This window comes from Caulobacter sp. SRI_014 (genome assembly GCF_057586315.1).
Genome location: NZ_JBYCZQ010000002.1, coordinates 437,333 through 463,330 on the forward strand (window position 1 = coordinate 437,333; position 25,998 = coordinate 463,330).

The 25,998-nt window shown below is 69.9% G+C and carries 29 protein-coding genes; 9 read left to right on the forward strand and 20 right to left on the reverse strand.

The features are described 5' to 3' along the window. Window positions 1-9 precede the first annotated feature (9 nt). From ccoS to ccoN, 8 genes are read right to left on the reverse strand one after another with little or no spacing between them, the layout of a single operon-like run. On the reverse strand, window positions 10-162 hold the full coding sequence (gene ccoS, locus AC2YG9_RS07590; protein WP_487297346.1) for a cbb3-type cytochrome oxidase assembly protein CcoS: 153 nt from the start codon (window positions 160-162) through the stop codon (window positions 10-12). Continuing rightward, complete coding sequence (locus AC2YG9_RS07595) at window positions 159-2,333, reverse strand: heavy metal translocating P-type ATPase (protein ID WP_487297347.1); 2,175 nt, start codon at window positions 2,331-2,333, stop codon at window positions 159-161. The genes ccoS and AC2YG9_RS07595 overlap by 4 nt, the downstream gene beginning before the upstream one ends. Beyond that, window positions 2,330-2,821 carry a FixH family protein gene (locus tag AC2YG9_RS07600; protein ID WP_487297348.1) on the reverse strand — a complete coding sequence of 164 codons (492 nt, stop codon included), beginning with the start codon at window positions 2,819-2,821 and terminating at the stop codon, window positions 2,330-2,332. Before AC2YG9_RS07600 ends, AC2YG9_RS07595 begins: the two co-directional genes overlap by 4 nt. Then, the gene (gene ccoG / locus AC2YG9_RS07605; RefSeq protein WP_487297349.1) at window positions 2,808-4,328 is read right to left on the reverse strand and encodes a cytochrome c oxidase accessory protein CcoG; all 1,521 of its coding nucleotides are present in this window, start codon (window positions 4,326-4,328) and stop codon (window positions 2,808-2,810) included. The genes AC2YG9_RS07600 and ccoG overlap by 14 nt, the downstream gene beginning before the upstream one ends. Further along, the gene (gene ccoP, locus AC2YG9_RS07610; RefSeq protein WP_487297350.1) at window positions 4,329-5,201 is read right to left on the reverse strand and encodes a cytochrome-c oxidase, cbb3-type subunit III; all 873 of its coding nucleotides are present in this window, start codon (window positions 5,199-5,201) and stop codon (window positions 4,329-4,331) included. It lies immediately after the preceding gene. Continuing rightward, window positions 5,198-5,353 carry a cbb3-type cytochrome oxidase subunit 3 gene (locus AC2YG9_RS07615; RefSeq protein WP_487297351.1) on the reverse strand — a complete coding sequence of 52 codons (156 nt, stop codon included), beginning with the start codon at window positions 5,351-5,353 and terminating at the stop codon, window positions 5,198-5,200. The genes ccoP and AC2YG9_RS07615 overlap by 4 nt, the downstream gene beginning before the upstream one ends. An 11-nt stretch (window positions 5,354-5,364) precedes the next feature. Further along, window positions 5,365-6,108, reverse strand: coding sequence for a cytochrome-c oxidase, cbb3-type subunit II (gene ccoO / locus AC2YG9_RS07620; protein WP_487297352.1), 744 nt, complete (start codon window positions 6,106-6,108; stop codon window positions 5,365-5,367). Between the two features lie 13 nt (window positions 6,109-6,121). Next, window positions 6,122-7,774 (reverse strand): cytochrome-c oxidase, cbb3-type subunit I, encoded by a 1,653-nt coding sequence (gene ccoN, locus AC2YG9_RS07625; protein ID WP_487297353.1) that lies wholly within the window; start codon window positions 7,772-7,774, stop codon window positions 6,122-6,124. Window positions 7,775-7,891: 117 nt separating this feature from the next. On the opposite strand from ccoN, the gene AC2YG9_RS07630 reads away from it, so the two are divergent. Further along, a complete protein-coding gene (locus tag AC2YG9_RS07630; RefSeq protein WP_487297354.1) occupies window positions 7,892-8,146 on the forward strand; it encodes a hypothetical protein in 255 nt (84 codons plus the stop codon). 47 nt (window positions 8,147-8,193) lie between these two features. Here the strand turns inward: AC2YG9_RS07630 and AC2YG9_RS07635 are convergent, their stop codons facing one another. The 7 genes from AC2YG9_RS07635 to AC2YG9_RS07665 all read right to left on the reverse strand — a co-directional run bounded on the left by AC2YG9_RS07635 (window position 8,194) and on the right by AC2YG9_RS07665 (window position 12,463). Continuing rightward, window positions 8,194-8,589: a cupin domain-containing protein gene (locus AC2YG9_RS07635; RefSeq protein WP_487297355.1), complete on the reverse strand. Its 396-nt coding sequence runs from the start codon at window positions 8,587-8,589 to the stop codon at window positions 8,194-8,196. A gap of 72 nt (window positions 8,590-8,661) precedes the next feature. Then, window positions 8,662-9,243 carry an NAD(P)H-dependent oxidoreductase gene (locus tag AC2YG9_RS07640; protein WP_487297356.1) on the reverse strand — a complete coding sequence of 194 codons (582 nt, stop codon included), beginning with the start codon at window positions 9,241-9,243 and terminating at the stop codon, window positions 8,662-8,664. Window positions 9,244-9,271: 28 nt separating this feature from the next. Next, on the reverse strand, window positions 9,272-10,114 hold the full coding sequence (locus tag AC2YG9_RS07645) for a universal stress protein (protein WP_487297357.1): 843 nt from the start codon (window positions 10,112-10,114) through the stop codon (window positions 9,272-9,274). A 15-nt stretch (window positions 10,115-10,129) separates the two neighbouring features. Next, the gene (locus AC2YG9_RS07650) at window positions 10,130-10,966 is read right to left on the reverse strand and encodes a universal stress protein (protein ID WP_487297358.1); all 837 of its coding nucleotides are present in this window, start codon (window positions 10,964-10,966) and stop codon (window positions 10,130-10,132) included. Between the two features lie 61 nt (window positions 10,967-11,027). After that, the gene (locus tag AC2YG9_RS07655) at window positions 11,028-11,501 is read right to left on the reverse strand and encodes a hypothetical protein (RefSeq protein ID WP_487297359.1); all 474 of its coding nucleotides are present in this window, start codon (window positions 11,499-11,501) and stop codon (window positions 11,028-11,030) included. A 7-nt stretch (window positions 11,502-11,508) separates the two neighbouring features. Continuing rightward, window positions 11,509-12,075: a hypothetical protein gene (locus AC2YG9_RS07660; RefSeq protein WP_487297360.1), complete on the reverse strand. Its 567-nt coding sequence runs from the start codon at window positions 12,073-12,075 to the stop codon at window positions 11,509-11,511. Between the two features lie 13 nt (window positions 12,076-12,088). Beyond that, window positions 12,089-12,463, reverse strand: coding sequence for a c-type cytochrome (locus tag AC2YG9_RS07665; RefSeq protein WP_487297361.1), 375 nt, complete (start codon window positions 12,461-12,463; stop codon window positions 12,089-12,091). Window positions 12,464-12,920: 457 nt separating this feature from the next. Here AC2YG9_RS07665 and AC2YG9_RS07670 point away from each other — a divergent pair, with 457 nt between their 5' ends. Next, window positions 12,921-13,994, forward strand: a complete 1,074-nt coding sequence (locus tag AC2YG9_RS07670) for an NAD(P)-dependent alcohol dehydrogenase (RefSeq protein WP_487297362.1) — start codon at window positions 12,921-12,923, stop codon at window positions 13,992-13,994. A gap of 85 nt (window positions 13,995-14,079) precedes the next feature. On the opposite strand, the gene AC2YG9_RS07675 is transcribed toward AC2YG9_RS07670, so the two are convergent. Genes AC2YG9_RS07675 through AC2YG9_RS07695 form a run of 5 tightly spaced genes read right to left on the reverse strand, consistent with a single transcriptional unit; the run spans window position 14,080 to window position 18,898 of the window. Then, window positions 14,080-14,388 (reverse strand): hypothetical protein, encoded by a 309-nt coding sequence (locus AC2YG9_RS07675; RefSeq protein ID WP_487297363.1) that lies wholly within the window; start codon window positions 14,386-14,388, stop codon window positions 14,080-14,082. A gap of 29 nt (window positions 14,389-14,417) precedes the next feature. Further along, window positions 14,418-16,046, reverse strand: coding sequence for an MBL fold metallo-hydrolase (locus AC2YG9_RS07680; RefSeq protein WP_487297364.1), 1,629 nt, complete (start codon window positions 16,044-16,046; stop codon window positions 14,418-14,420). Then, window positions 16,043-16,930, reverse strand: coding sequence for a ribose-phosphate diphosphokinase (gene prs, locus AC2YG9_RS07685; protein ID WP_487297365.1), 888 nt, complete (start codon window positions 16,928-16,930; stop codon window positions 16,043-16,045). Before prs ends, AC2YG9_RS07680 begins: the two co-directional genes overlap by 4 nt. Further along, window positions 16,927-18,456 carry a thymidine phosphorylase family protein gene (locus AC2YG9_RS07690; protein WP_487297366.1) on the reverse strand — a complete coding sequence of 510 codons (1,530 nt, stop codon included), beginning with the start codon at window positions 18,454-18,456 and terminating at the stop codon, window positions 16,927-16,929. The genes prs and AC2YG9_RS07690 overlap by 4 nt, the downstream gene beginning before the upstream one ends. Then, window positions 18,449-18,898 (reverse strand): baeRF12 domain-containing protein, encoded by a 450-nt coding sequence (locus AC2YG9_RS07695; RefSeq protein ID WP_487297367.1) that lies wholly within the window; start codon window positions 18,896-18,898, stop codon window positions 18,449-18,451. Before AC2YG9_RS07695 ends, AC2YG9_RS07690 begins: the two co-directional genes overlap by 8 nt. A 119-nt stretch (window positions 18,899-19,017) precedes the next feature. Here AC2YG9_RS07695 and AC2YG9_RS07700 point away from each other — a divergent pair, with 119 nt between their 5' ends. From AC2YG9_RS07700 to hslU, 7 genes are all read left to right on the forward strand, one after another. Beyond that, window positions 19,018-19,623 (forward strand): NAD(P)H-dependent oxidoreductase, encoded by a 606-nt coding sequence (locus AC2YG9_RS07700; protein ID WP_487297368.1) that lies wholly within the window; start codon window positions 19,018-19,020, stop codon window positions 19,621-19,623. Between the two features lie 92 nt (window positions 19,624-19,715). Further along, window positions 19,716-20,360 (forward strand): helix-turn-helix domain-containing protein, encoded by a 645-nt coding sequence (locus tag AC2YG9_RS07705; RefSeq protein WP_487297369.1) that lies wholly within the window; start codon window positions 19,716-19,718, stop codon window positions 20,358-20,360. A gap of 53 nt (window positions 20,361-20,413) precedes the next feature. Beyond that, window positions 20,414-21,904, forward strand: coding sequence for a PAS domain S-box protein (locus tag AC2YG9_RS07710; RefSeq protein ID WP_487297370.1), 1,491 nt, complete (start codon window positions 20,414-20,416; stop codon window positions 21,902-21,904). After that, on the forward strand, window positions 21,894-22,496 hold the full coding sequence (fixJ, locus tag AC2YG9_RS07715) for a response regulator FixJ (protein WP_487297371.1): 603 nt from the start codon (window positions 21,894-21,896) through the stop codon (window positions 22,494-22,496). The genes AC2YG9_RS07710 and fixJ overlap by 11 nt, the downstream gene beginning before the upstream one ends. 134 nt (window positions 22,497-22,630) lie before the next feature. Further along, window positions 22,631-23,569 (forward strand): purple acid phosphatase family protein, encoded by a 939-nt coding sequence (locus AC2YG9_RS07720; protein ID WP_487297372.1) that lies wholly within the window; start codon window positions 22,631-22,633, stop codon window positions 23,567-23,569. A 96-nt stretch (window positions 23,570-23,665) separates the two neighbouring features. Next, window positions 23,666-24,553: a Cif family virulence factor gene (locus AC2YG9_RS07725; protein ID WP_487297373.1), complete on the forward strand. Its 888-nt coding sequence runs from the start codon at window positions 23,666-23,668 to the stop codon at window positions 24,551-24,553. 59 nt (window positions 24,554-24,612) lie between these two features. Then, complete coding sequence (gene hslU, locus AC2YG9_RS07730; RefSeq protein ID WP_487297374.1) at window positions 24,613-25,917, forward strand: ATP-dependent protease ATPase subunit HslU; 1,305 nt, start codon at window positions 24,613-24,615, stop codon at window positions 25,915-25,917. The last annotated feature ends 81 nt before the right edge of the window (window positions 25,918-25,998 follow it).

Below are 25,998 nucleotides of genomic sequence, written 5' to 3' on the forward strand. Positions count from 1 at the left end.
AACCCTGGCTCAGGGGGCGGCGTCGAAGCGGTCGTCGAGGATGCGGGCGGCGTCGCCGAGCGGATCCTCGTACTGGCCGGCCCGCAGGGTCCACCAGAAGGCCCCCAGGCCGAGCAGCGCCAGGCCGACCGAGATGGGAGCCAGCAGCAGCAGGATGGTCATCGGCGCTCCCCTCCGACAAAGGTCATGCGCAGGGCGTTGAGCATGACCACCAGCGAGGAGCCCGACATGGCGATGGCGGCGATGAAGGGATTGATCAGGCCGAAGACGGCGGCCGGGGCGGCGACGGCGTTGTAGAGGGCGGAAAAGGCGAAGTTCTCCAGCGCCCGGCGGCGGGCGGCGCGGGCGATGCGGATGGCCAGGGGGGCGGCCGACAGCTCGCCGTTCAGGAAGACCAGGTCAGCGGCGTTCTGGCTGGCGTCGAGGGCGCTGCCCGGGGCCATGGAAGCGTGGGCCAGGGCCAGGGCGGCGGCGTCGTTGAGGCCGTCGCCGACCATCAGCACCTTGCGGCCGGTTCCTTGCAGCAGGGTGATGGCTGACGATTTGTCGAAGGGCGTCAGGCCGGCGCGCCATTGGGTGACGCCGCAGGCCTTGGCGACGCGGCCGACCGGGCCGGAGACGTCGCCCGACAGAATCTCGACGGTCAGGCCGAGGGTGCGAAGCTCGCTGATCGCCTGGGCGGCGTCCGGCCGGATCGGATCGAAAAAGGCCAGGCGGAACTTGGTCTCGCCCTCGAAGCCGAACCACAGCTCGCTCTCGGCGCCGGCCGAGGGGGTGACCCCGACGAACTCGGCCCGTCCGAGGCGCGCCCGGCGGCCGCCGATCAGGCCCTCGACGCCCATGCCGGCAACCTCGACGACCTCGTCGGCGACAGGACCGGCCCCGGCGCGCTCGGCGACGGCGCGGGCCAGAGGATGGCGTGAAGCCCGGGCCAGGGGGGCGGCGGCGTTGATGATGGCGGCGTTGTCGCTGAGCAGGCGCGGCCGACCTTCCGTCAGGACGCCGGTCTTGTCGAAAACCACGTGATCGACTTCGGCCAACCGCTCCAGGGCGGCGCCCGACTTGACCAGCACCCCCTTGCGGAACAGCCGGCCGGAGGCGGCGACCTGGACGGCCGGCACGGCCAGGCCGAGGGCGCAGGGACAGGTGACGATGAGCACGGCGGCGGCGCGCAGCAGGGCTTCGCGGGGCCCGAGGCCCAGCGCCCAGCCGCCGAGGAAGGTGGCGGCGGCGAGGGTGTGGACCACCGGCACATAGAGGGCGGCGGCCTTGTCGGCGAGGCGGACATAGGCCCCTCGCGCCTGGGCGCCGGCCTCCATCAGCCGGGCGATGGCGGCGATGGCGGAGTCCTCGCTGCGGGCCAGGGTGCGCAGGACCAGACGGCCGGAGAGGTTGAGGGCGCCGGCCTGGACGGTCAGGCCGGGCCGGGCCTCCACCGGGGCCGTCTCGCCGGAGATCAGGGCATTGTCGAGTGTCGAGGCGCCGGTCTCGATGACGCCGTCGACGGGCACGCGGTCACCGGCGGCGACCACGACAAGGTCACCGACCCGCACCTCGCCGACCGGCACGCCGTGCTCATGGCCCTGGGCGTCCAGCCGCATGGCCACGGGAGCCTGCAGAGCCAGCAGGTCGCGCGCGGCGCCGCGGGCGGTGGCTTTCAGCCGGTGGTCGAGATAGCGGCCGATCAGCAGCAGGAACAGCAGGGTGACGGCGGCGTCGAAATAGGCGTGGACGCCATGCTGGAGGGTTTCGGAGAAGCTGACCGCCAGGGTCAGCAGGACACCGATCGAGATCGGCACGTCCATGTTGGCCTTGCCCTTGCGCAGCGAGGCCCAGGCCGAGCGGAAGAAGGGCAGACCGGCATAGAGGGCGCAGGGCGCGGCGACGATGGCGGCCAGCCAGTACATCACCTCGCGCGTGGCCGGCGACAGTTCCTGGCCGAACAGACCTGCCCAGGCCGGCACCGTGAACATCATCACATTGCCGGCCCCGAAGCCGGCGACGCCGAGCGCCAGCGCGAGTTCACGACCGACCTTGTCCTCGACCTGGAGGGCCTGGGCCGGGTCGAACAGGCCGGCGCGGTAGCCGAGGCCTTCGACCGCCGCACGGATGGCCGCCGGATCGCCTTGTCCGGGTTTCAGGGTGACGGCGAGCTTGCCGGTGGTCAGGTTGAAGCGACAGTCCTCGACGCCGGGCAAGGCCGAGACAGTGCGTTCGATCTTGCTCAGGCAACCGCCGCAGCTGGCGCCCTTGACCAGCAGCTCAAGGCGGCCAGCGCCACGGGCAGTGCGGGAGACGAAGGCGGACAGGTCGCCCGCGGCAAGGTCGCTCATGGCGCGACGATCCGGCGTTCGGCGCGGAACGGGCCCTGCGGCCCTTCGAGCACGGCGGTCAGGTCCCAGGCGCCGGGGTCCAACGATGGACGCGCCAGGTAGACGCCGGGCGACGCTTCCTTGAAGGGCAGGTCGAGGCGGCCGCGCTCGGTCGCCGGCCGCTCAAGGATGGCGCGGGCGGTGAGGCCCGAGACCGGGTCGCCGGCGCTGTCACGCACCTGGATCACCAGCGCCCCGGCGGCGTCCAGGCCGGCGTCGACCTGCCAGCCAAGTTCGACCTGGTGCTTCTGGTCGCGGAGCCGCTGGTTGAAGGCCAGGCCCGCCTCGTAGGGATTCTTGACGATCTGGCCCGAGAAGCTCTCGTAGGCCTTGACCATGAACAGCACGTCCACCGCGATGATGATGGCGAAGAACAGGATCATCCCGGCCAGCACGTGCCAGCCCGTGATGCGGAAGCCCTTGGCGGGAACAGTGTCAGCGGTCGGCATTTGCGGCTCCTGAAAGGAAGACGGTGCGCACCTCCGCGGATGCTTGCGGCGCGACGAAGCGGAAGGTCAGGGGCTGGCTGGAGGCCGTGAGCGCGGCCGGCGGCGCGGTGACGAACACCCGAAGGGCGGCGACCTCGTTGGCCCGGACGTGCATCCGCACGGGGCCCTCGCCGCGCGAGCCAGGGGTCCAGATGCGCGCGCCGGAAAGGCCGTCGACCCTGACCAGAAAGCTGCGGTCCTCAAAGGAGCGGTTGGCGACCTTCAGGGTGTAGCCGTCGCGGATCGACCCGTCCTTCAGCCGCACGAAGGTCGGATTGCGGTCGCGCAGGGCATGGGCCTCGACCGGGCTGCGGTTGGCCAGGCCCCAGGCCATCAGGACGCTGATCGCCGTGACCGCGACGGCATAGAAGATCGTCCGGGCGCGGATGTAACGATAGAGGCCCTTGCGCCCCTGCGACCGATCAAGGACGGCGGCGTCGGTGTCATAGGCGATCAGGCCCTTCGGCCGGCCGACCTTGGCCATCATCTCGTCGCAGGCGTCGATGCACAGGCCGCAGTTGATGCATTCCAGCTGGGCCCCGTCGCGGATGTCGATGCCCATCGGGCAGACCACCACGCACTGGTTGCAGTCGATGCAGTCGCCGCGCCCTTCCCAGCTGGCGTCCTTCTTGTGCGGCCCGCGCGGCTCGCCGCGGTCGTAGCGATAGGTGACCTGCAAGGAATGCTTGTCGAGCATGGCGCCCTGGATGCGCGGCCAGGGGCACATGTAGGTGCAGACCTGCTCGCGCATGGTGCCGGCCATCAGGTAGGTCGACACCGTCATCAGGGCGCAGCTGATGTAGGCGGTCATTGCCCCTTGGCCGACCCAGAAGCCGCGGATCAGGGTTGGGGCGTCATGGAAGTAGAAGATCCAGGCCCCGCCGGTGCCAAACGCGATGCCCAGCCAGACGGCGTGCTTGCCGATCTTCCGCCAGGCCTTGTCGAAGGACCAGGGGGCGGCGTCGAGCTTCATGCGGGCATTCCGGTCGCCCTCGAAGCGGCGCTCGACCATCAGGAAGAGATCGGTCCAGACGGTCTGGGGGCAGGCGTATCCGCACCACAGCCGGCCGAACAGCGAGGTGGTCAGGAACAGGGCCAAGGCCGCCATCACCAGCAGGCCGGTGATGAAATAGACCTCCTGCGGCCACAGCTGGATCCAGAAAAAGTAGAAACGGCCGCCGTCGAAATCGACCAGCACCGCCTGGTCGGGCAAAGCGCCGGGCCGATGCCAGCGGATCCAGGGGGTGATGTAGTAGACGGCCAGCAGCAGGCCCATCAGGCCCCACTTGATCATCCGCCAGCGGCCGTTGACCCGTTTGGGGTAGATCTGGGTGCGGGACTTGTAGAGCCCGCCGCCGCCCTTGCCCGCCTGTCGGCGAACATGGGCAGCGACGGAGACCGGACCGTCGGCGCGCACAGATGCGCCGGCGTCTTGGGGCACGCGTGTCCGGTCGATGACGACGGTCATTTACTTGTCCTGACCGCCGGCATTGGCGTGGATGTAGACCGACAGGGCCTTGAGGGTTTCGGGGCTCAGGCGTCCGGCCCAGGTGGGCATGACCCCGCCGCGGCCGTTGGTAATCTGGCCGGCGATGGCGTCGTGATCGGAGCCGTACAGCCAGTCGGCGTCGGTCAGGTCGGGCGCGCCCTGCTTGACGTCGCCCTTGCCGGCGGGGCCATGGCAGGCGCTGCAGTTGTCCGTGTAGAGCTGGGCGGCGCGGCCGACGGCAGCCTTGTCCGCCCGGCGGCCCGACAGGTCTACGACATATTCGGTCAGGTCGCTGATCTGGCTCTGGCTCAGCATCCCGTCGCGGCCGAAGGCTGGCATCTGCGAGACCCGCGCGTCGGGGTGGCCCGAGCGGATCCCGACCTTCAGCGTGGTGTGGATGTCGTCGAGCGAGCCGCCCCACAGCCAGACATCGTCCCGCAGGTTGGGATAGCCCTTGGCGCCGGCGCCGCCGGCCCCGTGGCAGGTGGCGCAGTTGTCGCCGAACACCGACTGGCCGACCTGCAGGGCGTAGGCCTGGAGCTCGGGATTGGCCTCGATGTCCTGCAGGCTGGCGTTCCTGAGCACCCGGGCGCCCTCGCCGCGCTGGCGCTCCAGGTCGGCAAGGGCGCGGGTCACCTCGGCGCGGTCGGAATGGCCGAGCAGACCCTGGGTGTAGCCACTGATACCCGGCCAGGCCGGCATGACGAGCCAGTAGCCGATGGCGAAGACGATGGACCCGTAGAAGACCCACAGCCACCAACGCGGCAGGGGGTTGTCGAGCTCGCGGATGCCGTCCCACTCATGGCCGGTGGTGTCGGTCCCGGTCACCTCATCCTTGTGCGGACCGCTCATAGATCGTTCTCCTCGAGGGGCAGGCGCGCCGCGGCGCGGTAGGTCTCGCGATGGCGGGGCAGCAGGGCCCAACCACAGCCGGCCAGGAAGATCAGGCCGAAGTAGACAAGCCCGAACTGCTGGGCGAAGCGGGCGACGGTTTCGTAGGTCATGGCCAGCGCCCCTATCGCTTGTTGGCCGGATCGCCGGCCTTGTAGGTGGAGAAGTCGACGCCGCTGCCCAGCATCTGCAGGTAGGCGACCAGGGCATCCATCTCGGTCAGCCGGTCGGGCCGGCCGTCGAAATCGCGGTTGACCACCTTGGCGCCGTAGCGCTTGCGAAGGGCGATGGCGTCGGTCGAGAACGGATCGGCCTGGGCCTCGGCGTCGCTCACCGCGGCGTCGATGTCGGCCTGGCTGTAGGGCACGCCGAGCGCCGTCATGGCCTTCAGCTTGGCCTTCAGGTCGACCGTGCGCAGGTCCTTGTCCGCCAGGAAGGCGTAGGGCGGCATCACCGATTCCGGCACCACCGAGCGGGGGTCCTTCAGGTGGTCCGTATGCCAGGCGTCGCTGTACTTGCCGCCGACCCTGGCCAGGTCCGGCCCGGTGCGCTTGGACCCCCACTGGAAGGGATGGTCGTACATGCTCTCGGCCGCCAGGCTGTAGTGGCCGTAGCGCTCGACCTCATCCCTCAGGGGACGGACCATCTGGCTGTGGCAGACATAGCAGCCTTCGCGGATGTAGATGTCGCGGCCGGCCAGCTCGAGCGGGGTGTAGGGGCGGACGCCCTCGACCTTCTCGACCGTACTCTGCAGCCAGAACAGCGGGGCGATCTCGACCAGGCCGCCAATCGAGACGACGACCAGGATGCCGATGACCAGGATGAGCGAGTGACGCTCGAACTTTCCGTGTTGCTTCCAGAATGACATTGCGGCCTCCCCCTTACGCGGCCACGGGGGCGGGGAGCGCGGCCGGGGTCGCCTCCGCGCCCTGGACGGACGGCATGCGGACCGTCCTCCAGAGGTTGTAGATCATGATCAGCGTCCCGCTCAGGAACATCAGCCCACCGACGGTGCGGATGATGTTCTCGATGTGCTTGGCGGAGACGGTCTCGATGAAGCTGTAGGCCAGGTAGCCTTGCGGCGTGTAGGCGCGCCACATCAGGCCTTCCATGATGCCCGACACCCACATGGCGCAGATGTAGAGAAGGATGCCGGTGGTCGCGATCCAGAAGTGCCACTCGATGAGGGCGTTGGAGAAAATCCGCTCCTTCTTCCACAGCCAGGGGACCATGCAGTAGATGGCGCCGAAGCTGATGAAGCCGACCCAGCCGAGCGCGCCGCTATGCACGTGGCCGATGGTCCAGTCGGTGTAGTGCGACAGGGCGTTGACCGCCCGGATCGACATCACCGGACCCTCGAAGGTGCTCATGCCGTAGAAGGCGATGGCGACGACCATCATCCGGACGACCGGGTCGGTGCGCAGCTTGTCCCAGGCCCCCGACAGGGTCATCAGCCCGTTGATCATGCCGCCCCAGCTGGGCATCCACAGCATGATCGAGAAGGTCATGCCAAGCGTCTGGGCCCACTGCGGCAGAGCCGTGTAGTGCAGGTGGTGCGGCCCGGCCCAGATGTAGATGAAGATCAGCGACCAGAAGTGCACGATCGACAGGCGGTAGCTGTAGACCGGCCGGTCCACCCGCTTGGGCACGAAGTAGTACATCATCCCCAGGAAGCCGGCGGTCAGGAAGAAGCCGACGGCGTTGTGGCCGTACCACCACTGGGTCAGGGCGTCCTGCACCCCCGCGAACAGCGAATAGCTGCGGCTGTTCAGCAGGCCGATCGGCAGGCTGAGGTTGTTGACCACATGCAGCAGGGCGACGGTGACGATGAAGGCCAGGTAGAACCAGTTGGCCACATAGATGTGGGGTTCCTTGCGCTTCCAGATGGTGCCCAGGAAGACCAGCAGGTAGGCGACCCAGACGATGGTCAGCCACAGGTCGATGTACCACTCGGGCTCGGCGTACTCCTTCGACTGGGTGACGCCGGCGAGATAGCCGGTCGCGGCCAGGACGATGAACAGCTGGTAGCCCCAGAAGACGAACCAGGGGGCGATGCCGCCGGCCAGCCGGGCGCGGCAGGTGCGCTGGACCACCCAGAAGCTGGTGGCGATCAGGGCGTTGCCCCCGAAGGCGAAGATCACGCCGGAGGTGTGCAGCGGCCGCAGGCGGCCGAAGTTCAGCCAGCCTGCCTCCGGGAAGTAGAAGATCGTCGGCCAGCTGAGCTGGGCGGCGATGACCACCCCGACCAGCATGCCGACCGCGCCCCAGAACATGGTGGCGATCACGCCGGCGCGAATGACGCCGTCCATGTAGCGGCCCGGCTCATCCCGCAGCTGTTCGGCGCCGAGCCCCGCCGTCAGGGCGAACCCCCCGAGCACGCAGGCGGCGACGAAAATCAGGCTGTGCATCCGAAAGAGCGGATCGTCGGTCAGGCCGGCGGCCAGGGTCATGATCAGGCCGGCGACGACGGTCAGAGCCAGGAGCAGGGCCGCGCCCGGCGCTGGCCGGAAGCGATCCGTAAGGGCAGTGGACATGGAAGATTCCCCGAAAGCTTGTCGCCTTCATCGTCCGCCGACCGGCCGGTCGCCTTGATCTGAATCAAGGGCGCGGTGGCCGGGCTGGGGCAGGTTTCCGCCAAGGAGAAATCACCCATGCCACGCGTTTCGATTGCGCCCGTGAATTTGACCGACGACCGGCTCGAACTGGTGAGCGGGCTGTCGGCGGTCGCGGCCGGCGTCCTGTGGTTCCGGGTCTATGTGATGGCGGAAAGCGCGCCGGAGCTCTGCTCGACCGCGCCTCGTCTGCTGACGTTGGAGCACTGTGCTCTGTGCTATCTGGCCCTGGCCGCCACGCTGGCCGCCCTGACCGGCGCCGCGGCGCTGGTCCAGCGGCGGCGGCGGCGCTGATCGCGCCGCCGCTTCGGTTCACTGATCAAGCTGGAGCGGAGGCCGCCCTATTCGCTGGTGCGGCCGTCGAAAGGTTCGGGCGCGCGGGCCGCGTCGGCGAAGCTGTCATGCACCAGGCCGTCACGGTGCTCGGGCGGGCCGTAGAGGGTGTAGAACTTCAGGGGCTCGTCGCCCGTATTGACGATGTTGTGCCGGGCGCCGGCCGGCACCAGCACCACATGGTCATCCCCGATCGGCGTGCGGATGCCGTCGATGATCACGGCGCCCTTGCCGTCGACCACCTGGAAGAACTGGTCGTGTTCGAGATGGACCTCCAGCCCGATCTCCTCGCCCGGCAGCAGGCGCATCAGCACCAACTGAAGATAACGACCCGTGTAGAGCACCCGGCGGAAGGCCTCGTTGGCGTCCGCGAGATCCTCGATGTCGTCGACGAACCCTTGCACGTCTCTCTCCCTTCTCATTGCGTTGCTCATTGCACCTCGCCTCACCGGCCGGCGCCTTGATCGCCGTCAAACTCAGGCGGCCCTCGCGCCCAGCTTCTCGATCCGATCCAGCCAGGCGCGACGCCGGGCCGGGCCGGCCATGCCGACGCCGCCGAAGAAGGTGTCCTTCACCGGGTTCATGCCGGCCAGGCGCAGGATGCCGCGCTCGACGCTCATCACCCCTTGGGCCCCGAAATAGAGCCGGTAGACAGCCGACGGCATGCCCATGGTGACGATCAGGCGCGCCGAACGGCCGCGCAGCCGCGCCGTCATCCCCCTGGTGTCCGTCTGGAAGCCGAAGCCGTGGCGCATCAGCTGTTCGAGCAGCGCCTTGAGCTTGGCCGGCGCCCCGCCCAGCCACAGCGGGAAGACCAGCACCAGATGGTTGGCCCAACTGAGGTCTGCCTGGACGGCGGCGATATGGGCCGGGGGAGCGGTGTCGAACTCGGCCTGCGACGCCAGCAGCGGCACATCCAGGGCGCCGAGGCTGACCCGCCGCACCTCATGGCCGCAGGACAGGGCGCCCCGGGCATAGGCCTCGGCCATGGCCGCGCAGAGCCGTGTCGGCGCGGCGTCCGGGTGGCCGTTGATGATCAGGATGCGGCGGGTTTCCATGGCTCGACTCCGATGGCCGGTCGCTGCCCTAGTGGGAAAGCAACACGGGGATGACGGGGGCGGTGAGGATGTGCTGGGTGGCGCCGCCGAGGAAAAACTCCCGCAGGCGCGAGTGGCCATAGGCTCCCATCACCAGGAGGTCGAAGCCGCGTTCGTCGGCCACCCGCTCGAGGAGGGCGCCAGTGCTCTCGCCGGCCGAGGTGTACTCCTCGGCATCGGCCCGAACGCCGTGGGCGGCCAGGTGGCGCATCAGTTCGGTGGCCTGGCCGCCGATCGCCTCGGGCTTGTCGCCGAGGATCGTCAGGATGCGGACCTCCTGCGCCTTCTGCAGCAGCGGCAGGGCGTCGGTCACCGCCCGCGAGGCCGCCCGGCCGCCGTCCCAGGCGACGAGGATGCGCTTGAAGGTCCGGGGCGGCGACGACCCGCCCCGGAACAGCAGGACGGGGCGGCCCGAACTGAACACCACGGCCTCGGCCAGGGCGGTCTGGGAGGCGATCTCTCCAACGTAGGGGATGACGCAGATGTCGTGGGTTCGCGCCACCCTGGCCAGCCGCTCGGGCTGAAGATAGTAGACCTCCTCCAGCGGACGGGTGTCGCGTTCCAGACCCAGCTTGTCGGCCTGTTCGGCGAAGCGGGCCAACAGGCGGCAGGCGTTGTCGAGACTGCGCGCCTCCTCCGTCTCGGCCAGCTGTGACAAGCCGATCAGCCGGTCGGCGATGAGATTGCTCTTCACCGGCAACCGGGTCTGAAACGTGGTCGCCGTCACCGCCCCGCCCAGGGCGGCGCAGACCTGGACAGCCTCGTCGACCACCTCCATCGGCGTCATGTCGGGATAGCTGTCGAGGTGAAGCAGAACGTCCTTGTAGGTCATCGGTCGTCTCCGGTCCTAATGCGACAGCAGCAGCGGCAGCGGCGGGGCTTCCAGCATCTCGCTGCTGACGCCGCCCAGCACCAACTCGGCCAGACGCGGCCGGCCGAACAGGCCCATGACCATCAGGTCAGCGCCCAGATCCCTGGCCTGACGGCGCAGCACCTCGCTGGCCACCTCGTCCTGACTGCGATCGAGGATGATGTTGGCCCTGCCGCCGAAGCGCTCGAGATGCCGCTGCAACAGCCCGTCCGGACCGCCCTCGCCCTTCGGCGAGACAACGACGACATCGACCCGCGCGGCCTCGGCCAGGAAGGGCGAAGCGTCGCGCAACGCCCGGGCCGACTCGCGCGAGCCGTTCCAGGCCACCAGGACGTGGCGGCCGAAATCGGGCGCGCAGCCTTCATCGCCGATGACCAGGACCGGGCCGCCGGCGGCCATGGCCAGGGCGCCGGCGCCGTAACGCCAGCGCGCCATGGTGACCTCGACCCGCGGCGGCAGGACGACCAGATCGAAGCGGCGGACGCAGGCCACGAGCGCGCTGTCGCTGTCGCCGCCGATGGTCATCCAGCTGGACCGCACGCCGGCTTCGGCGGCGGCCGCCTCGAAAATCTGCCGGGCCGCGTCGGCGGCCTCATCGACCGACTTTGCGTGGGACTTGAGCAGAGCGTCGATGTCCGGCGGCGACATATAGGCCAGCACCTCGGTCGCCATGACGTCATTGAGGAATTCCGAGCGCAGGAAGACGCCGGTCACCGTTCCGCCCCAGCGGCGGGCGAGGTCGGCGGCGGCCACGGCGCGCGGCCGGGAGGCGGGCTTGTCGTTCACCTGAACCAGGATGTCGCGGTAGGTCATCGGATGGTCCTCCATTTGTGGGCGACTGTGCCTGCGTGGCGGATGAGCGCCTTGATCCGGGTCAATCCGCGCCGCCAGCCGCAGGGCAGGCGAGGCTGCGCGCCCAGCCCTTGAGGAAGCCCCGGCGGATGCTGCCCGCCAGTTTCTGGGCCCGGGCCTCGCGCTCGCGGCGTTCGGCGCCGGTCACGCGGCGGATGATCCCGCGATAGGGCAGGCCGATCAGGTCGCTGACCGCGTCCGAGGCCAGCTTGGCGGCCAGATCGCCCTTCTCCGCTTCGCGCGGGCCGTCGATGTCGGGGCCGAGCGCCGCGTCAAGCAGGGCCAGTTCAGCGGCGATCGACGGGCAGGGCGGATCGGCCGGCGGCCGATAGGGCGACTGCCGCGCCAGGGCGAGGACCTCGGCCGGGGTCTCGCGCAGTAAATTGAGGTCCCGCAGCGGCTGCCGGGCCGAGGTCGAGACGCCGCCGCCTACCGGCGCATGGGTGGCGCAGCCGGCGAGCAGGGCCGCCAGGGTGAGGGCCGGGACGGTGCGCATGACAGGGCTAGCCGGCGGCCAGCGACCGCTCGGCGAAGGCCAGGCGGCGGGCCAGCACCGCCATGGGCAGGGCCAGCAGATCCATCATGGCGACCAGGGTCGACTGGCCAGTGTCCTCGACCGTCAACGGCGTCAGGATGAAGACGATGACCAGCACCGACCCGGCCAGGGAGAAGATCCCCGGCAGGCGGGCTCGCCAGGAGGCCAGCCAGACCGGTGCGGTCAGCACCAGCAGCGCCGCCGCCTGGACCGTGGAGGTGAACAGCAGAACCTGGAGCAGGTCGGGCTCGTCGTGTAGGCCGAGGAACATGACCCGCGCTCCGGCGGCAGCGGTCGCCAGGCTCCAGGCCAGGGCGCTCCACAGCACCGCCGCTTCGAGTGCGAAGCAGAAGCCGGCGATCGCGGCCCCGATCAGCCCCACCGCCAGCAGCACCTGCCCCCTGTCGCCGATGAAGGGCGCCGCCAGCAGGGTCATGGCCAGGACGACGATGGTCCACAGGGCGGCGCGTCCGGCCGGATGGGCCCGATCGCGCGGCGAGACGGCGATGCGCTGGATGAAGGCGATGACGGCCATGGGTCTTCTCCGGTCAGTCGAGGCTGTCGATGTAGACGGCGAGATCGCGCAGCTCGGCCTGGTCCAGACGGGCGGGCGGCATCTCGCCGTGGCCGAGGTCGGAAACCATCGTCAGGCTCTCTTCGAGCTTCGGGCCGGTGAGACGGCCGGCGAGCACGGGAAATGTCGGGGCCATCGGGCGCGGGCTGTCGGCGCCGGCCTTGACCGCATGGCAGCTGGCGCAACTCCGCTGCGCCAGGGCCAGGCCGCCCTCGATGCGCACGTCGGGCCCGATGCGGGGCTCGATGGCCGGCGGCTCGTAGCGTCCGGCGGCGCAGGCCGACAGCGCGGCCAGGGCCAGCACGAACCCAAGGTTCGCGGCGATGGGTATGAGTTTGACCTTGTGCATGGCTCGCCTCCCTTGCGATCCGATTGCCTCGACAGGATGCCGAGCCGGCGCCGCGCGCCTTGATCGACGTCAACGCGCCGTCAGTGGAAGGGCGGAGCGGGTCTTGAAGGCTTCGACGTCATGCCGATGGTCCTTTCCTGAACTGTCGCCATGCTGCCGTCGGCCGGGGGTCGCCGCCATTCAGGAGCCGTCCCTAAGGGTGGCTACGGAGGCCCGGCGCCTGCCCAACCATCGAACGGTCCCGAACCAGCCGCCGGCGCCCAGTCCTGTCGCGGCGGCGGGCCTCCGCGCCGGTCAATCCGGTCCGGGTCGATGTGCCGGGCATGCGGCGGCTCCTCCGAACCCAGGTCCATGGCATCGCCGGCGACGTCCGCCTTGATCCTGGTCAACGCCCGCGGCGGCCGGCGCCTGTAGCCTGCGCCACCCGCATTCCGTGGGGCCAGAGAGGAGCGCCGCCATGGCCATGATGAAGGCCGCCGTCTTCGCCGAACCGGGCAGGATCGTGCTGGAGGACAAGCCGATCCCCGACGTCGGGCCGCTGGACGCCCTGATCCGGGTGACCACCACCACCATCTGCGGCACCGACGTGCACATCCTCAAGGGGGAGTATCCGGTGGCGCGGGGCCTGACGGTCGGCCACGAACCGGTCGGGGTGATCGAGAAGCTCGGCTCGGCCGTGCGCGGCTATCGCGAGGGCCAGCGGGTGATCGCCGGAGCGATCACGCCCAGCGGCCATTCCAACGCCTGCCTCTGCGGCCGCCACAGCCAGGACGGTCCCGGGTCGCCGCACGGCTGGGCCCCCATGGGCGGCTGGCGGCTGGGCAACACCATCGACGGCTGCCAGGCCGAATATGTGCTGATCCCCGACGCCATGACCAACCTGGCGCCGATCCCCGACGGCCTGACGGACGAGCAGGTCCTCATGTGCCCCGATATCATGTCGACCGGCTTCAGCGGCGCCGAGCGGGGCGGGATCCGCATTGGCGACACGGTCGCGGTGTTCGCCCAGGGGCCGATAGGCCTCTGCGCCACGGCGGGAGCCCGGCTGCTGGGCGCCTCGACCATCATCGGGGTGGACCGCCTGCCCCAGCGGCTGGCGGTGGCGCGGGCCATGGGCGCCGACCATGTGGTCGACGCCAGCGCGGGCGATCCGGTCGAGGCGATCATGGCGATCACCGGAGGCCGCAGCGTGGATGTGGCCATCGAGGCCCTGGGAACGCAGGCGACCTTCGAGGCGGCGTTGCGGGTGTTGCGGCCGGGCGGCACGCTCTCCAGCCTCGGGGTCTATTCATCGGACCTGACCCTGCCGCTGGGGCCTTTCCTGGCCGGACTGGGGGACCACACCATCGTCACCACCCTCTGCCCGGGCGGCAAGGAGCGCATGCGCCGGCTGATGAGCATCGTCGAATCCGGCAGGGTGGATCTGGGGGCCATGGTCACCCATCGTTTCCGCCTGGACGACATCGAGGCCGCCTACGATCTGTTCGGCCATCAGCGCGACGGCGTGCTCAAGGTCGCCATCACCCCCTGAATAGAAAACGCCCCCGAGGAGCGGACTCCTCGGGGGCGCTTCGCCGGCCAGTCTTGGGGGAGTGGGGAGGCCGGCGAACCTTTCCTCAGGCCTTGCGGCGCTGGGCGACGGCCAGGCCGATCAGGGCGGCCGCGGCGACGGCGGTGGCGATGCCGGCGGCGGCGGCCGGATGCTCGCGGACCTCCTTGCCGGTCTTCTCGGCCAGCACCTTGGACTGCGCCTTGGTCTCTTCCAGCAGCTCGACGGCCGAGTGGGCCAGCGAAGTCGCCGTCTTGGACAGGGCGTCGCCGGTGTCCTCGCTGAGGTGTTTGACCATCTTCTTCAGATTGTGGACGACGTCGTCGAAGACATCGTCGATGTCCTTGGCGACTTCCTTGGCGAGCGACTTGCCCATCTCCGGATCTCCTTGCGCTTGATGCGGCCTCAACCTGGCTGGATCGATCCGGCCGCGCCTTGATCTGCGTCAACGGCCGCGCCCAGGGCGCCAGCCATGCGCGCCAGCAACGCTTCTCGCGCCTTGTCGTCGGGAGCCTGCTCCAGAGCCGCGTTGAGGCCGAGGAGAAAGGCTGCCCGGTCGTTGTGCCAGTCGAGGCGGGCGGCCGCGTCGGAAGGCAGTCGCCGCGACCCTGCCTCTTCCCTTTCGGCGGCGGCCCGCGTCAGACGGAACCTGTCGTCTATGGCGGGGATGACCAGCCGCTCCTCCGAGAAGCCGGCGGCGACGAGGCGGTCGCGCAGGCCGGCCGCGCCTTCGGGTTCACCGTGCACGATGAAGGTCGTGGCGCTGATCGGCGCCCGCGCCTTCGCCCAGGCGACGAGGCCCGCGGCGTCGGCATGTCCCGAGTAGGAATCGAACATCCGCACCCGCGCCCGCACCCTTACCTCGTCGCCCTGGATGCTGACCCGCTCGGCGCCTTCGGACAGCAGCCGGCCGAGGGTGCCGACCGCCTGGTAGCCGCTGAGCAGCACGGTGCATTCCCGCTGCCAAAGCAGGCGCTTGAGGTGCTTGCGGATGCGGCCGGCGTCGCACATGCCGCTGCCGGCCATGATGATGTGCCAGCCCTTCAGCCGTTCGAGGGTGTCGCTCTCGGCCGGCTTGCTGAGAAAGCGGAGGTGCGGGGAGTGGCGCAGGGGCTCGAACGGATTCTGCCTTGTGGTGCGGTTCCAGCCGCGATCCAGGAAGACATCGGTCGCCCGGATCGCCAGCGGCGAGTCGAGGAAGACGTCGGCGGCCGGCGCCTCGCCGCTGTCCATCACCGCCAGGATGTCCAGAAGCAGCTCCTGGCTGCGCTCCACCGCGAAGGCCGGGATCAACAGGGGCCCGCCGGCCGCCTGGGCGTCGCGCAGTTCCGCCGCCAGCGCCCGTCGCCGGGCCGCGGGGTCGGTGGCGATGCGGTCGCGATCGCCATAGGTCGACTCGATGATCAGGTGGTCGAATCCCGACGGCGCCTCGGGCTCGGCGACGAACTCGCTGCCGGCCGGGCCAAGATCGCCGGAGAACAGCAGTTTCAGGGGACCGTCGTCGGCGTCGATGTCGACGGCGACCGACCCGGCCCCGAGAATATGGCCGGCTGGCCACCAGCTGGCCCGCACGTCGCCGGCTATGACGACGGACTCGCCGAATTTCACGGTCCGGAACTGCGGCATCAGCCGCTTGGCGTCGCGCGCCGTATAGATCGGCTCGACCTGTGGGCGGCCCCGGCGCTGGTTGCGGCGGTTGAGGTCGCGGACCTCGCCCTCCTGGATGCCGCCGGCGTCCGCCAGCATCACCTCGCACAGGTCCCGGGTGGCGGCGGTGGCGTAGATCGGCCCCGTATAGCCGGCCCGCATCAGCTTGGGCAGCAGGCCGGAATGGTCGATGTGGGCGTGGGTCAACAGCACCGCGTCGATCGCCGAGGCCTCGAACGGGAAGTCGTCGTAGTTCAGCCGCTTGAGGGTCTTGGAGCCCTGGAACATACCGCAGTCGACGAGCAAGCGGGCATTGGTCGTCCGCAGTTCGGCGCAGAAGCCGGTGACGCAACCGGCGGCGCCATGGAAGCTGATGGTCGGGGTCATGCGTAACCCTCCTCTTGCAGCGCCCGCGCCAGGCGTGGCGCCAGGTCGAGCCCGTTGGTGGAATGGGGGATGGAGTCGGACGACAGGATGCGGCCGGCGCCCGCCGCCCGCAGCCGCGCCTCGGCCGCCTGATCGAACAGGGCGTGGGCCAGGCCGATGTCGATGGCGCCGGCGCCCGCGTTGGCCAGCTGACCGACGGCCGCCTCAAGGGTCCCGCCCGAACTGCAGACGTCGTCAAGCAGGATGATCCGTCGACCGCCAAGCTCGGCGTCCCTTGGCAGGGTCAGCTCGACGGCTCGGTCGCCGTGACGGACCTTGCCGAAGGTCAGGGCCCGGGCTCCGACCGCGCGCGCCGCGCCGGCGACCCAGGGCGCCGACTCCGCGTCGGGCCCGACGATGACGTCGTCCGGTCCCGCGTCCAGGGCTTCGGCCAGGGCCGCGGCGATATCGAGATTCACCGCCGGCCTGCCCAGCGCCGCCGACAGGTCCGGCGTTCTGTGCAGGTGGGCCTGCACGGTGATCACGGCGTCGAACGCCCGGCCAAGCAGGCCGCAGACGACATCCCGGCTGAGCGGCTGGCCCGGCTGGAAGACGGCGTCCTGGCGCAGGTAGCAGAGATAGGGGGCGACGAGGACCAGCCGCTCGACGCCCGCGCGCCGGTAGGCGTCGGCGGCCAGGAGGGTGGCGATCAGGCGCTGGTCGGGGTGGTGCAGCGGGCGGTAGAGGATTGCCGTCATCGCCTCGAAAGGCGGCAGGGTCGGCAGACATTCGCCATCGGGAAACTGGTGCAGGTCGATCAGCCCGCACGGGACGCCGAGGGCCTCGGCCAGACGCCGGGTCCGCTCCATATCCTCGACGAAGCCATGGACGACGACCGGACTCACGACGCCAACCCGAAGCCGCTGTCGGCCATCGCCGCCTCGCAGGCGAAGCTGAAGTCCGACGGATCCGAGCCGTGGATGCGGTAGAGCGGTTCCCCGGCCCGCACCCGGTCGCCGCATCGTTTCAGAAGGTCGACTCCGGCGCCGGCGTCGTTCGGGGCTCCCGCCAGCCGGGCGACGTTGGCGATGCGCAGGCAGTCTATGACCTCGACCATACCGCCCTTGCCGGCGCGGACCTCCCAGACCTGGTCCGACAGCCTCGCCGACAGCGGCGACGCGCCCTGGGCCTCGATGATCGCCGCCATCCGGTCGCGCGCCGCCCCGCTGTCGAGCAGCTCGCGGGCCCGGGCCTCCCCGGCCCCGCCAGGCAGGTCGGGGTCGGCCTCCAGCACCCGGCCGGCAAGCCGGATGGCCTTCTCACGCAGGTCCGCCGGGGCCTCCGGACGGCCATCGAGCACGGCCATGACGTCCCGCGCCTCCAGCACCGGACCGACGCCCCGGCCGATCGGCTCGGCCCCGTCGGTGAAGATCACCTCGACCGCCAGGCCCAGCTGGCCGGCGACGTACTCGAACAGCTTGCGCAGCCTCAGGGCGCCGTGGCTGTCGCGCACCTTGGCGCTGGGACCGACGGGCAGGTCGATGAGCAGCCGCCCGACCCCGGCCGCGACCTTCTTGGACAGGATGGAGGCGACCATCTGTTCGGGTGTGTCGATGGACAGCGGCCGCTCGACGGAGATCAGTACGTCATCGGCCGGCGACAGGTTCACCCGCCCGCCCCAGGCGATACAGCCGCCGGTGCGCTCGACGACGCGGCGCAGCTCCGCCTCCGTCAGGTCGACCCGGGCCAGGACCTCCATGGTGTCCGCCGTGCCGGCCGGCGAGGTGATCGCCCGCGACGAGGTCTTGGGGATGGTCAGGCCATGGGCGGCGACGATGGGCACGACGATCAACGAGGTGCGGTTGCCAGGAATCCCCCCGATGCAATGCTTGTCGACGACCAGCCGGTCGCCCCAGGACAGGCGCGCCCCGGCGTCGATCATCCCGCGCGTCAGATGCAGGGTCTCCTCGCGCGACATCGAACTGGCGCAGGCGACCAGGAAGGCGGCGACCTCCATGTCGCTCCAGCGGTGGGCGGCGAGGTCCCGGGCCACGGCGGCGCAGCCTGGCCCGTCGAGGCTGCCGCCGGCCAGCTTGGCGCGCACGACCTTCAGGCTCTCCGGCGGCCGGGCCGGCGCCACCTGGACAGAGTCCCCCGCCGCCGCGCCAAGCCGGCGGAACAGCGGCTCGGGCAAACCGACCTCGTCGGCCGCGACCAGCCCCGCCTCCCCGATCATGGTCGAGGCGAGCAGAGTGCGGCCCCCGAACCTGAGCTCGACCTTGCGGGCCCCGCGCAGCCGCTCGGGGCGCAGCACCTGGCTGTCGCGGGACAGCACGACGACGTTCTCGCGAAAACTGTCGAGACCAAGCGGCCTGGCTTTCAGGACGCCGGCCGGGGCGACCTTCAATCCCTTCGGAGCGGGCTCAGGCATTGACGCGGCGCAGGGCGCGCACGGCCAGCTGGATCTCCGCCGGGCTGGCGGCCACCCGGTCGTGCGGTTCGGACACCTCCAGTCTGGCCGCCAGACCGGCAGGGAGGCGGCGCCGCAGGTTGCCGAGCGAGCGCGGCGCGGCGATGAGAATCAGACCATCGAACCGTCGCTGGTTGAAGACCGTCTCCAGGCGGCGCGCCAGTTGGGTCAGGAAACCGGCCTCGGCCTTGTCCCGCCCGCCCGCGCGCGCCGAGGCGTGGGAGCCCTGGCCCATGCGGTCGTGGACGCCGCTGCGCGGGCCCGGCGAGGCCATCGGCGGAACGGACAGTCCGGCCAGCCAGTCGGCATGCTCTGTCAGCAGCCCGCCGCGGCGCGCCTCCTCGAACAGCCGGGCACGGGCGCCGTCGGCGACAAGAATGAGGGTTCGGCCATCTGGGATCATCGGTTCACTCCTTGATCCCGATCTTGGGCAAGGCGGCGAGCGGCGCTGTGATCGAGATCAAACCCCGCCTGCGACAGCTGCTGTAGGGATGCCGCGCCCACCAACAGGGTCGTAAGCCCATGAGACACGCCGTCATCCTCGCCCACCCCAAGCGGTCGAGCTTCTGCGCCTCCATCGCCCGGACCTGTGTCGGCGCCCTGCGCGACCTGGGGCATGGGGTCGTCGTGCGCGACCTCTACCGGATGAAGTTCGATCCCTGCCTGCGGGCCGGGGAGATTCCCGTGTCCACCGGCTACGCGGCCGCCGAGGACGTCGTGGCCGAGCGAAAGCGCCTGGCCAAGGTCGATAGCTACATCTTCGTCTACCCCTTCTGGTTCAACGCCCCGCCGGCCATCCTGAAAGGCTATGTCGACCGGGTATTCAGCATGAACTTCGGCTATCGCCCCTCCTTCCACGGCACCGCCCCTCTGCTGGAGGGCCGGACTCTGTGGAGCTTCTCCACCTCCGGGGCGCCGGGCGAGTGGGTCGAGGACACCGGCGCCCTGCAGACGCTGATGGCGGGGTTCGACCTGCATCTGACGGCCGTCACCGGCCTGAAGCTGGCCGGGCACACCCACCTGGGCGAGGTGCTCTCGAGCCTGACCAAGGAGGCCGCCCAAGCCAAGCTGGACGCGGTCGAGCAAAGCCTGCGCGCCTGCTTTGCCGCTCAAGCAGGGGATAGGTAGTCTCCCTTAAGCGGCCTTCCTTAAGCGCAGGCCACGAATTTCGGCGGACGGCCATCGGCCTTAGCGATTGACCATCGCAAGGGAGAGATCCGATGTTCGCCATCACGTCCGCCGCCCCCGCTCCAACAGGTCCGACCGAGGACTTCGCCGGCATCGGCGTGCGGATGCCCTTCGCGGCCGGCGAGGAGATCTACGCCCAGGACGAGGAAGCGGACATGATCTACCGCGTCGTGCGCGGCGCGGTGCGGACGACGCGCCTGCTCAGCGACGGCCGGCGCCAGATCGGCGACTTCTACTACGCGGGTGATCTCATCGGCCTGGAGGCCGGGGCGGTGCATCGCTTCTCGGCCGAGGCTCTGGGCGCCTGCGAGGTTCTGGTCGTTCGAAAATCCGCCCTGAAGCTCTACGGCGAAGAGGGCGTGAAGATCGAGCGGATGATCTGGTCGGAAACCGCCCGCGAGCTGCAGCGCACCCAGGAGCATGTCATGCTGCTCGGCCGCAAGTCGGCCTGCGAGAAGGTGGCCAGCTTCCTGCTCGACATGGCCAACCGTTTCCGCGGCGAGGTCGCCGAGCTGCCGATGGGCCGCCAGGACATGGCCGACTACCTGGGCCTGACCATCGAAACCGTCTCGCGCATGGTTACCCAGCTGCAGGCCGATGGCCTGGTCCGCTTCCTCGGCTGCCGCAAGTTCGAGGTCCGCAATCGGGTGGGCCTGGCCTGCCTTGTGGAGGCCTGATTCAACGCCCATCGAACACCGCCGAATGGTGCTAGCCTGTCGGCGGTCGATTGATGAAGCGGGGCGTCGTGATCTCAGCCAAGGCCTGGCCAGACTGGAGCGCGGCGGACGCGGACGTCCGCTTCGGCTATGCGGCCGCCGTCCTCGGGGCGGCGCTGACCTTCGGCTGCCGCGCCCTGCTGGCGCCCTGGGTCGGCGATGGGGCGCTGTTCATCATCTATGTCCCGACCGTCCTGGTCGCCGCCGGCTTCGGCGGCTGGGCGCCAGGGTTGCTGGCGACAGGCTTCGGCCTGGGCATCAGCGCGCTTTTCCTGCGCGGCGGCCTGATCTCGAGCACGGAAAATCTTGTCGAGGCGGCGGCCTTCCTGATTCTGGGTCCCCTGATCGCCTATGGCGGCCAGCGCCTGAGGGTTCGGTCGCGAGACTCGACTTCTCAGCAGGCGCACCTGGAATCGATCCTGGCGACCGTGCCGCAGGCGATGATCGTCATCGACGAGCACGGCGTGATGCGCTCGTTCAGCGCCGCGGCCGTGGACCTGTTCGGCTGGACGCCGCAGGAGGCGATCGGCCGCAACGTCAACATCCTGATGCCCGAGCCCTACCGCACCGAGCATGACGGCTATCTGCTGCGCTACCTCACCACCGGCGAGCGGCGGATCATCGGCATCGGCCGCATCGTCGTCGGCGAGCGCAAGGACGGCTCGACCTTCCCCATGGAGCTGTCGGTGGGCGAGGCCGTGGTCGGCCACGACCGCTTCTTCACCGGCTTCGTGCACGATCTCACCCAGCACCGCGATCAGGAACGGCGGCTGCAGGAACTGCAGTCGGAGCTGGTGCATGTCTCGCGCCTGACGGCGATGGGCGAGATGGCCTCGTCCCTGGCGCACGAACTCAACCAGCCCCTGTCGGCGATCACCAACTACCTGAAGGGCTCGGTGACCCTGCTGGCCGCCAAGGACCCCGATCTTCGCCGGCTCGGCGACGTCCTTGATCGCGCCGCCGACCAGGCGCTGCGGGCCGGCGACATCATCAAGCGGCTGCGCGAGTTCGTCGCCAAGGGCGAGACCGAGCACAGCCTGGAAGACCCCGCCAGGCTGATGGAGGAGGCCAGCGCCCTGGCCCTGGTCGGCGCCCGCCAGAAGGGCTTCCGCGTGTCGCTGAGGTTCGCCCGCGACCTCGGCCTGGTCATCGTCGACAAGGTCCAGGTGCAGCAGGTCGCCGTGAACCTGATCCGCAACGCCCTCGACGCCATGGAGGGCGGCGAGCGGCGGGATCTGACCATCTCGGTCGCGGCCGGCGAGGAGCGCATGGTCGTCATCTCCGTCACCGACAGCGGCCCCGGTATCAGTCCGGTGATCCAGGACCGGCTCTTCCAGCCCTTCGTTTCGACCAAGTCCGCCGGCATGGGCGTCGGCCTGTCGATCTGCCGGACCATCGTCGAGGCCCAGGGCGGCCGCATCTGGGGCCAGAACAACCCCGAGGGCGGCGCCACCTTCGCCTTCACCCTTCCCCTCGCCGACCCCGAGACCACCCATGAGCTCTAAACCCCGCATCCATGTCGTCGATGATGACGAGGCCATGCGCGATTCCCTGGCCTTCATGCTGGAGGTAAACGGCTTCGAGCCGGTGCTCTACGACTCTGCCGACGCCTTCCTGGCTGCCCCGCCGGCGGACACGAACGGCTGCGTGCTGACCGACGTGCGGATGCCCGGACTGTCGGGCCTCGATCTGGCCCGCCAGCTCACGGGCCAGGCCTTCGCCCTGCCGATCATCGTCATGACCGGCCACGGGGACATTCCCCTGGCGGTGGAGGCGATGAAGGCCGGCATCGCCGACTTCATCGAGAAACCCTTCTCGGACGAGGTCCTGATCGCCGCCCTGCGATCGGCGATCAGTCGCCCGTCCCCGGGCGTGGACAGCGCGCGCCAGCAGGCTCTGGACAGGCTGGCCGGTCTCTCGCCGCGTGAACGGGACGTGCTGGCCGGGGTCGTGGCCGGCAAGGCCAACAAGGTGATCGCCTTCGATCTCGAGATCAGCGCCCGCACGGTCGAAATCTACCGCGCCAACATGATGGCCAAGACCGGCGCGCGGAACATGGCCGAACTCATGCGGATCGCGCTGGCGGCGGGATTGTAGAGTCCCGCGCGGAAGACGTTTCAGACAGATGGCGACCCAGGCGCGGCATTGATGCGGATCAATGACGGGAGGCGCGGAGCGAACGCCACTGTTCCGGGTTCGAAAAGCGCCCACCCAAAGCAGGAAACTCGCTCATGATCACTCGCCGCGCGGTTCTCGGCGGGCTCCCCATCGCGGCGAGCCTCGTGGCGACGGGCGCGCGCGCCGCCGGCCACGACGAGGCCTGCGCCTTCCTGGCGCTCGGGGACTGGGGCCGCGACGGCGCGCCGACCCAGCGCGCCATCGCCGACCAGATGGGACGCGCCGCCCGAGAGGTCGACAGCCGCTTCGTGGTGGCGCTCGGTGACAACTTCTATCCGCGCGGCGTCCAGTCTGTCAGCGACGCCCATTGGCGGCTTGCGTTCGAGGATGTCTACACCGCGCCATCCCTGCAGACGCCCTGGTACGCCGTCCTGGGCAACCACGACTATCGCGGCGCCCCGCAGGCCGAGATCGACTATGCGGCGGTGAGCACCCGCTGGCGCATGCCCGGCCGATACTACGCCGTCGAGGGCGCGAGCCTGCAGGCGCCGTGGATGGACCTCTTCATGCTCGACACCTCGCCCCTCGCCCTGAAACAGGGCGGGGAAACCTCCGCGGCGTCCCCGAGGCCGGAGGCGGGCCAGGACGCCAAGGCGCAGCTGGCCTGGCTCGACCGCGAACTGGCGCGCTCCAGGGCGCCGCTGAAGATCGTGATCGGCCACCACACCATCTACTCGGGCAGCCCGACCCACGGTGACAACCCGGTGCTGATCGAAGCCCTGAATCCCATTCTCGAGCGGCGCGGCGTGACGGCCTACATCTCTGGACATGACCACGACCTGCAGCACATCCGGGTTGGCGCGGTCGACTATGTCTGCAGCGGCGCGGGCTCTGAGGCGCGAAGGACAGCCCGCCGGGAGGGCGCTCTGTTCGCCGCCGCCTGTCCCGGGTTCGCCGTGTTCTCGGCGACAGCCGCGGGACTGGATCTGCGGTTCAAGGATGACACCGGAAGCACGCGATACGCGGCCCGGATCCCTTCACGCGCGGTGTAGGCCACGCCGGGAGTTCCCGTCGGATACAGCCTCGCCTATCAAAAGACGGAATCCGTCGGCTAGGCTGACGGCTGTAGCAATATCCGGAAGCACCCGATGATCCGACCCCTGCTGGCCGCCGTTCTGGCCCTGAGCCTGGCCCTGCCGGCCGCCGCGGCTCCGAAGAAGAAGTTGGTGACGCCCGCCCCCCTGACCCCCGCCCCGGTGGTCGCCGCCGAGCGGGCGTTCGCGGCCGACGGGCTGGCGATGGGGATCAAGCAGAGCTTCCTGAAGAACATGGCCGACGACGCCATCGTCTTCCAGCCGGAGCCGAGGAATGCCCGCGAGGCCGTCTCGGCCCAGCCCGACGGCGGGCCGAAGCTGGAGTGGTGGCCGGTCTGGGCGGGGATCGCGGCCAGCGGTGACCTGGGGTTCACCACAGGGCCCTATGCCGTCGACGGCAATCGGGGCGGTCACTATTTCACGGTCTGGAAGAAGCAGGCCGACGGCTCGTGGAAGTGGGTCTACGACGGCGGCCCGCGCAGCAGCTCGAAAGACGCGCCGGGGCCGGACAGCACGCCGGGCTTCCTGATGGTCTCCAAATCCTCGGCCGGCGACGAGGCCACCGCCTTCGCCTCGGCCCAGGCGGCCGACGCGGCCCTCAACGCCGCCGCCGCCGAGGACCTGACCGCCGCCTACATGGCCGTCCTGGTCTGCGAGGCCCGGGTGCAGGGCTCGCCCGCGCCGCCGGCCCAGGGCTGCAGCAGCTTCCGGCCGGAACTCGACGGCCGCGGCAAGAAGGTGACCTTCGTCCCGGTCGGCGGCGGGGCCTCGGCCGGCGGCGACCTGGCCTGGACCTATGGCGAGGCCGACTGGTCCATCGCCGGCCAGGCCTCGCACGGCCACTATGTGCGGGTCTGGCAGTATCGCGGCGAGACCTGGAAGCTGGTCTTCGACCAGATCGTCGCCGTCCCGCCCAAAACACCCAGGGACAAGAAGGGGTGAAGTCGGACGCCGCAGTGACTATGTGCGGACGTCGACTGGTTCATGGAGCCCACCCTTAAGTGACTGAATTCTCCCCCCGCGAGATCGTTTCCGAACTGGACCGCTTCGTCGTCGGCCACGCCGAGGCCAAGCGCGCCGTCGCCATCGCCCTGCGCAACCGCTGGCGGCGCCGCCGCGCGCCCGACGCCCTGCGCGACGAGATCACGCCCAAGAACATCCTGATGATCGGCCCCACGGGCGTCGGCAAGACCGAGATCGCCCGGCGCCTTGCCAAACTCGCCCAGGCCCCCTTCCTCAAGGTCGAGGCGACCAAGTTCACCGAGGTCGGCTATGTCGGCCGCGACGTCGACCAGATCGTCCGCGATCTGGTCGAGAGCGCCATCGCCATGGTCCGCGACAAGCGCCGCGCTTCCGTCAAGGCGAAGGCGGAAGCCGCCGCCGAGGAACGCATCCTCGACGCCCTGACCGGGCCCGGCAGCACGGCCGCCCGCGAAAGCTTCCGGGTCAAGCTGCGCAACGGCGAGCTGAACGACAAGGAAGTCGAGCTGCAGCTGGCCGACACCGCCAGTCCCTTCCAGGGCATGGACATCCCCGGCATGCCGGGCGGCTCGGTCGGCATGCTCAATCTCGGCGAGATGTTCGGCAAGGCCATGGGCGGCCGCACCCGCACCCACAAGACCACGGTGGCCGGCGCCTACGCCCCGCTGCTGGCCGAGGAAAGCGACAAGCTGGTCGATCAGGAAGCCTTGACCCAGGAGGCCCTCGAACTGGCCGAGAACAGCGGCATCGTCTTCCTCGACGAGATCGACAAGGTGGCCAGCCGTCAGGACCGGGCCGGCGCCGATGTCTCCCGTGAAGGGGTGCAGCGCGACCTGTTGCCCCTGATCGAGGGGACGACGGTCTCGACCAAGTACGGTCCGGTGAAGACCGACCACATCCTGTTCATCGCCTCGGGCGCCTTCCATGTCGCCAAGCCCTCGGACCTGCTGCCCGAACTTCAGGGCCGGCTGCCGATCCGCGTCGAACTGAAGGCGCTGAGCCGTGACGACATGCGCCGCATCCTGACCGAGCCGGAGGCCAACCTGGTCGTCCAGCAACAGGCCCTGATCGCCACCGAAGGCGTCACCCTGACCTTCACCGAGGACGCCATCGACGCCATCGCGGACGCCGCCGTGGCGGTGAACGGCAGCGTCGAGAACATCGGCGCCCGCCGCCTGCAGACCGTGATGGAAAAGGTGGTCGAGGAGATCAGCTTCACGGCCGGCGATAGTTCCGACACGACGGTCACCGTCGACGGCGCCTATGTGAAGGACCGCGTCGGCGCCTTGGCGGCGGATACGGACCTCAGCCGGTTTATCTTGTAATCCAAATTCCTCCTCCGGCAGGCCGAAGGCCTGACGGGGGAGGGGGACCGCTGGCCCGACACCGCTGGCCCGACTCAGGGC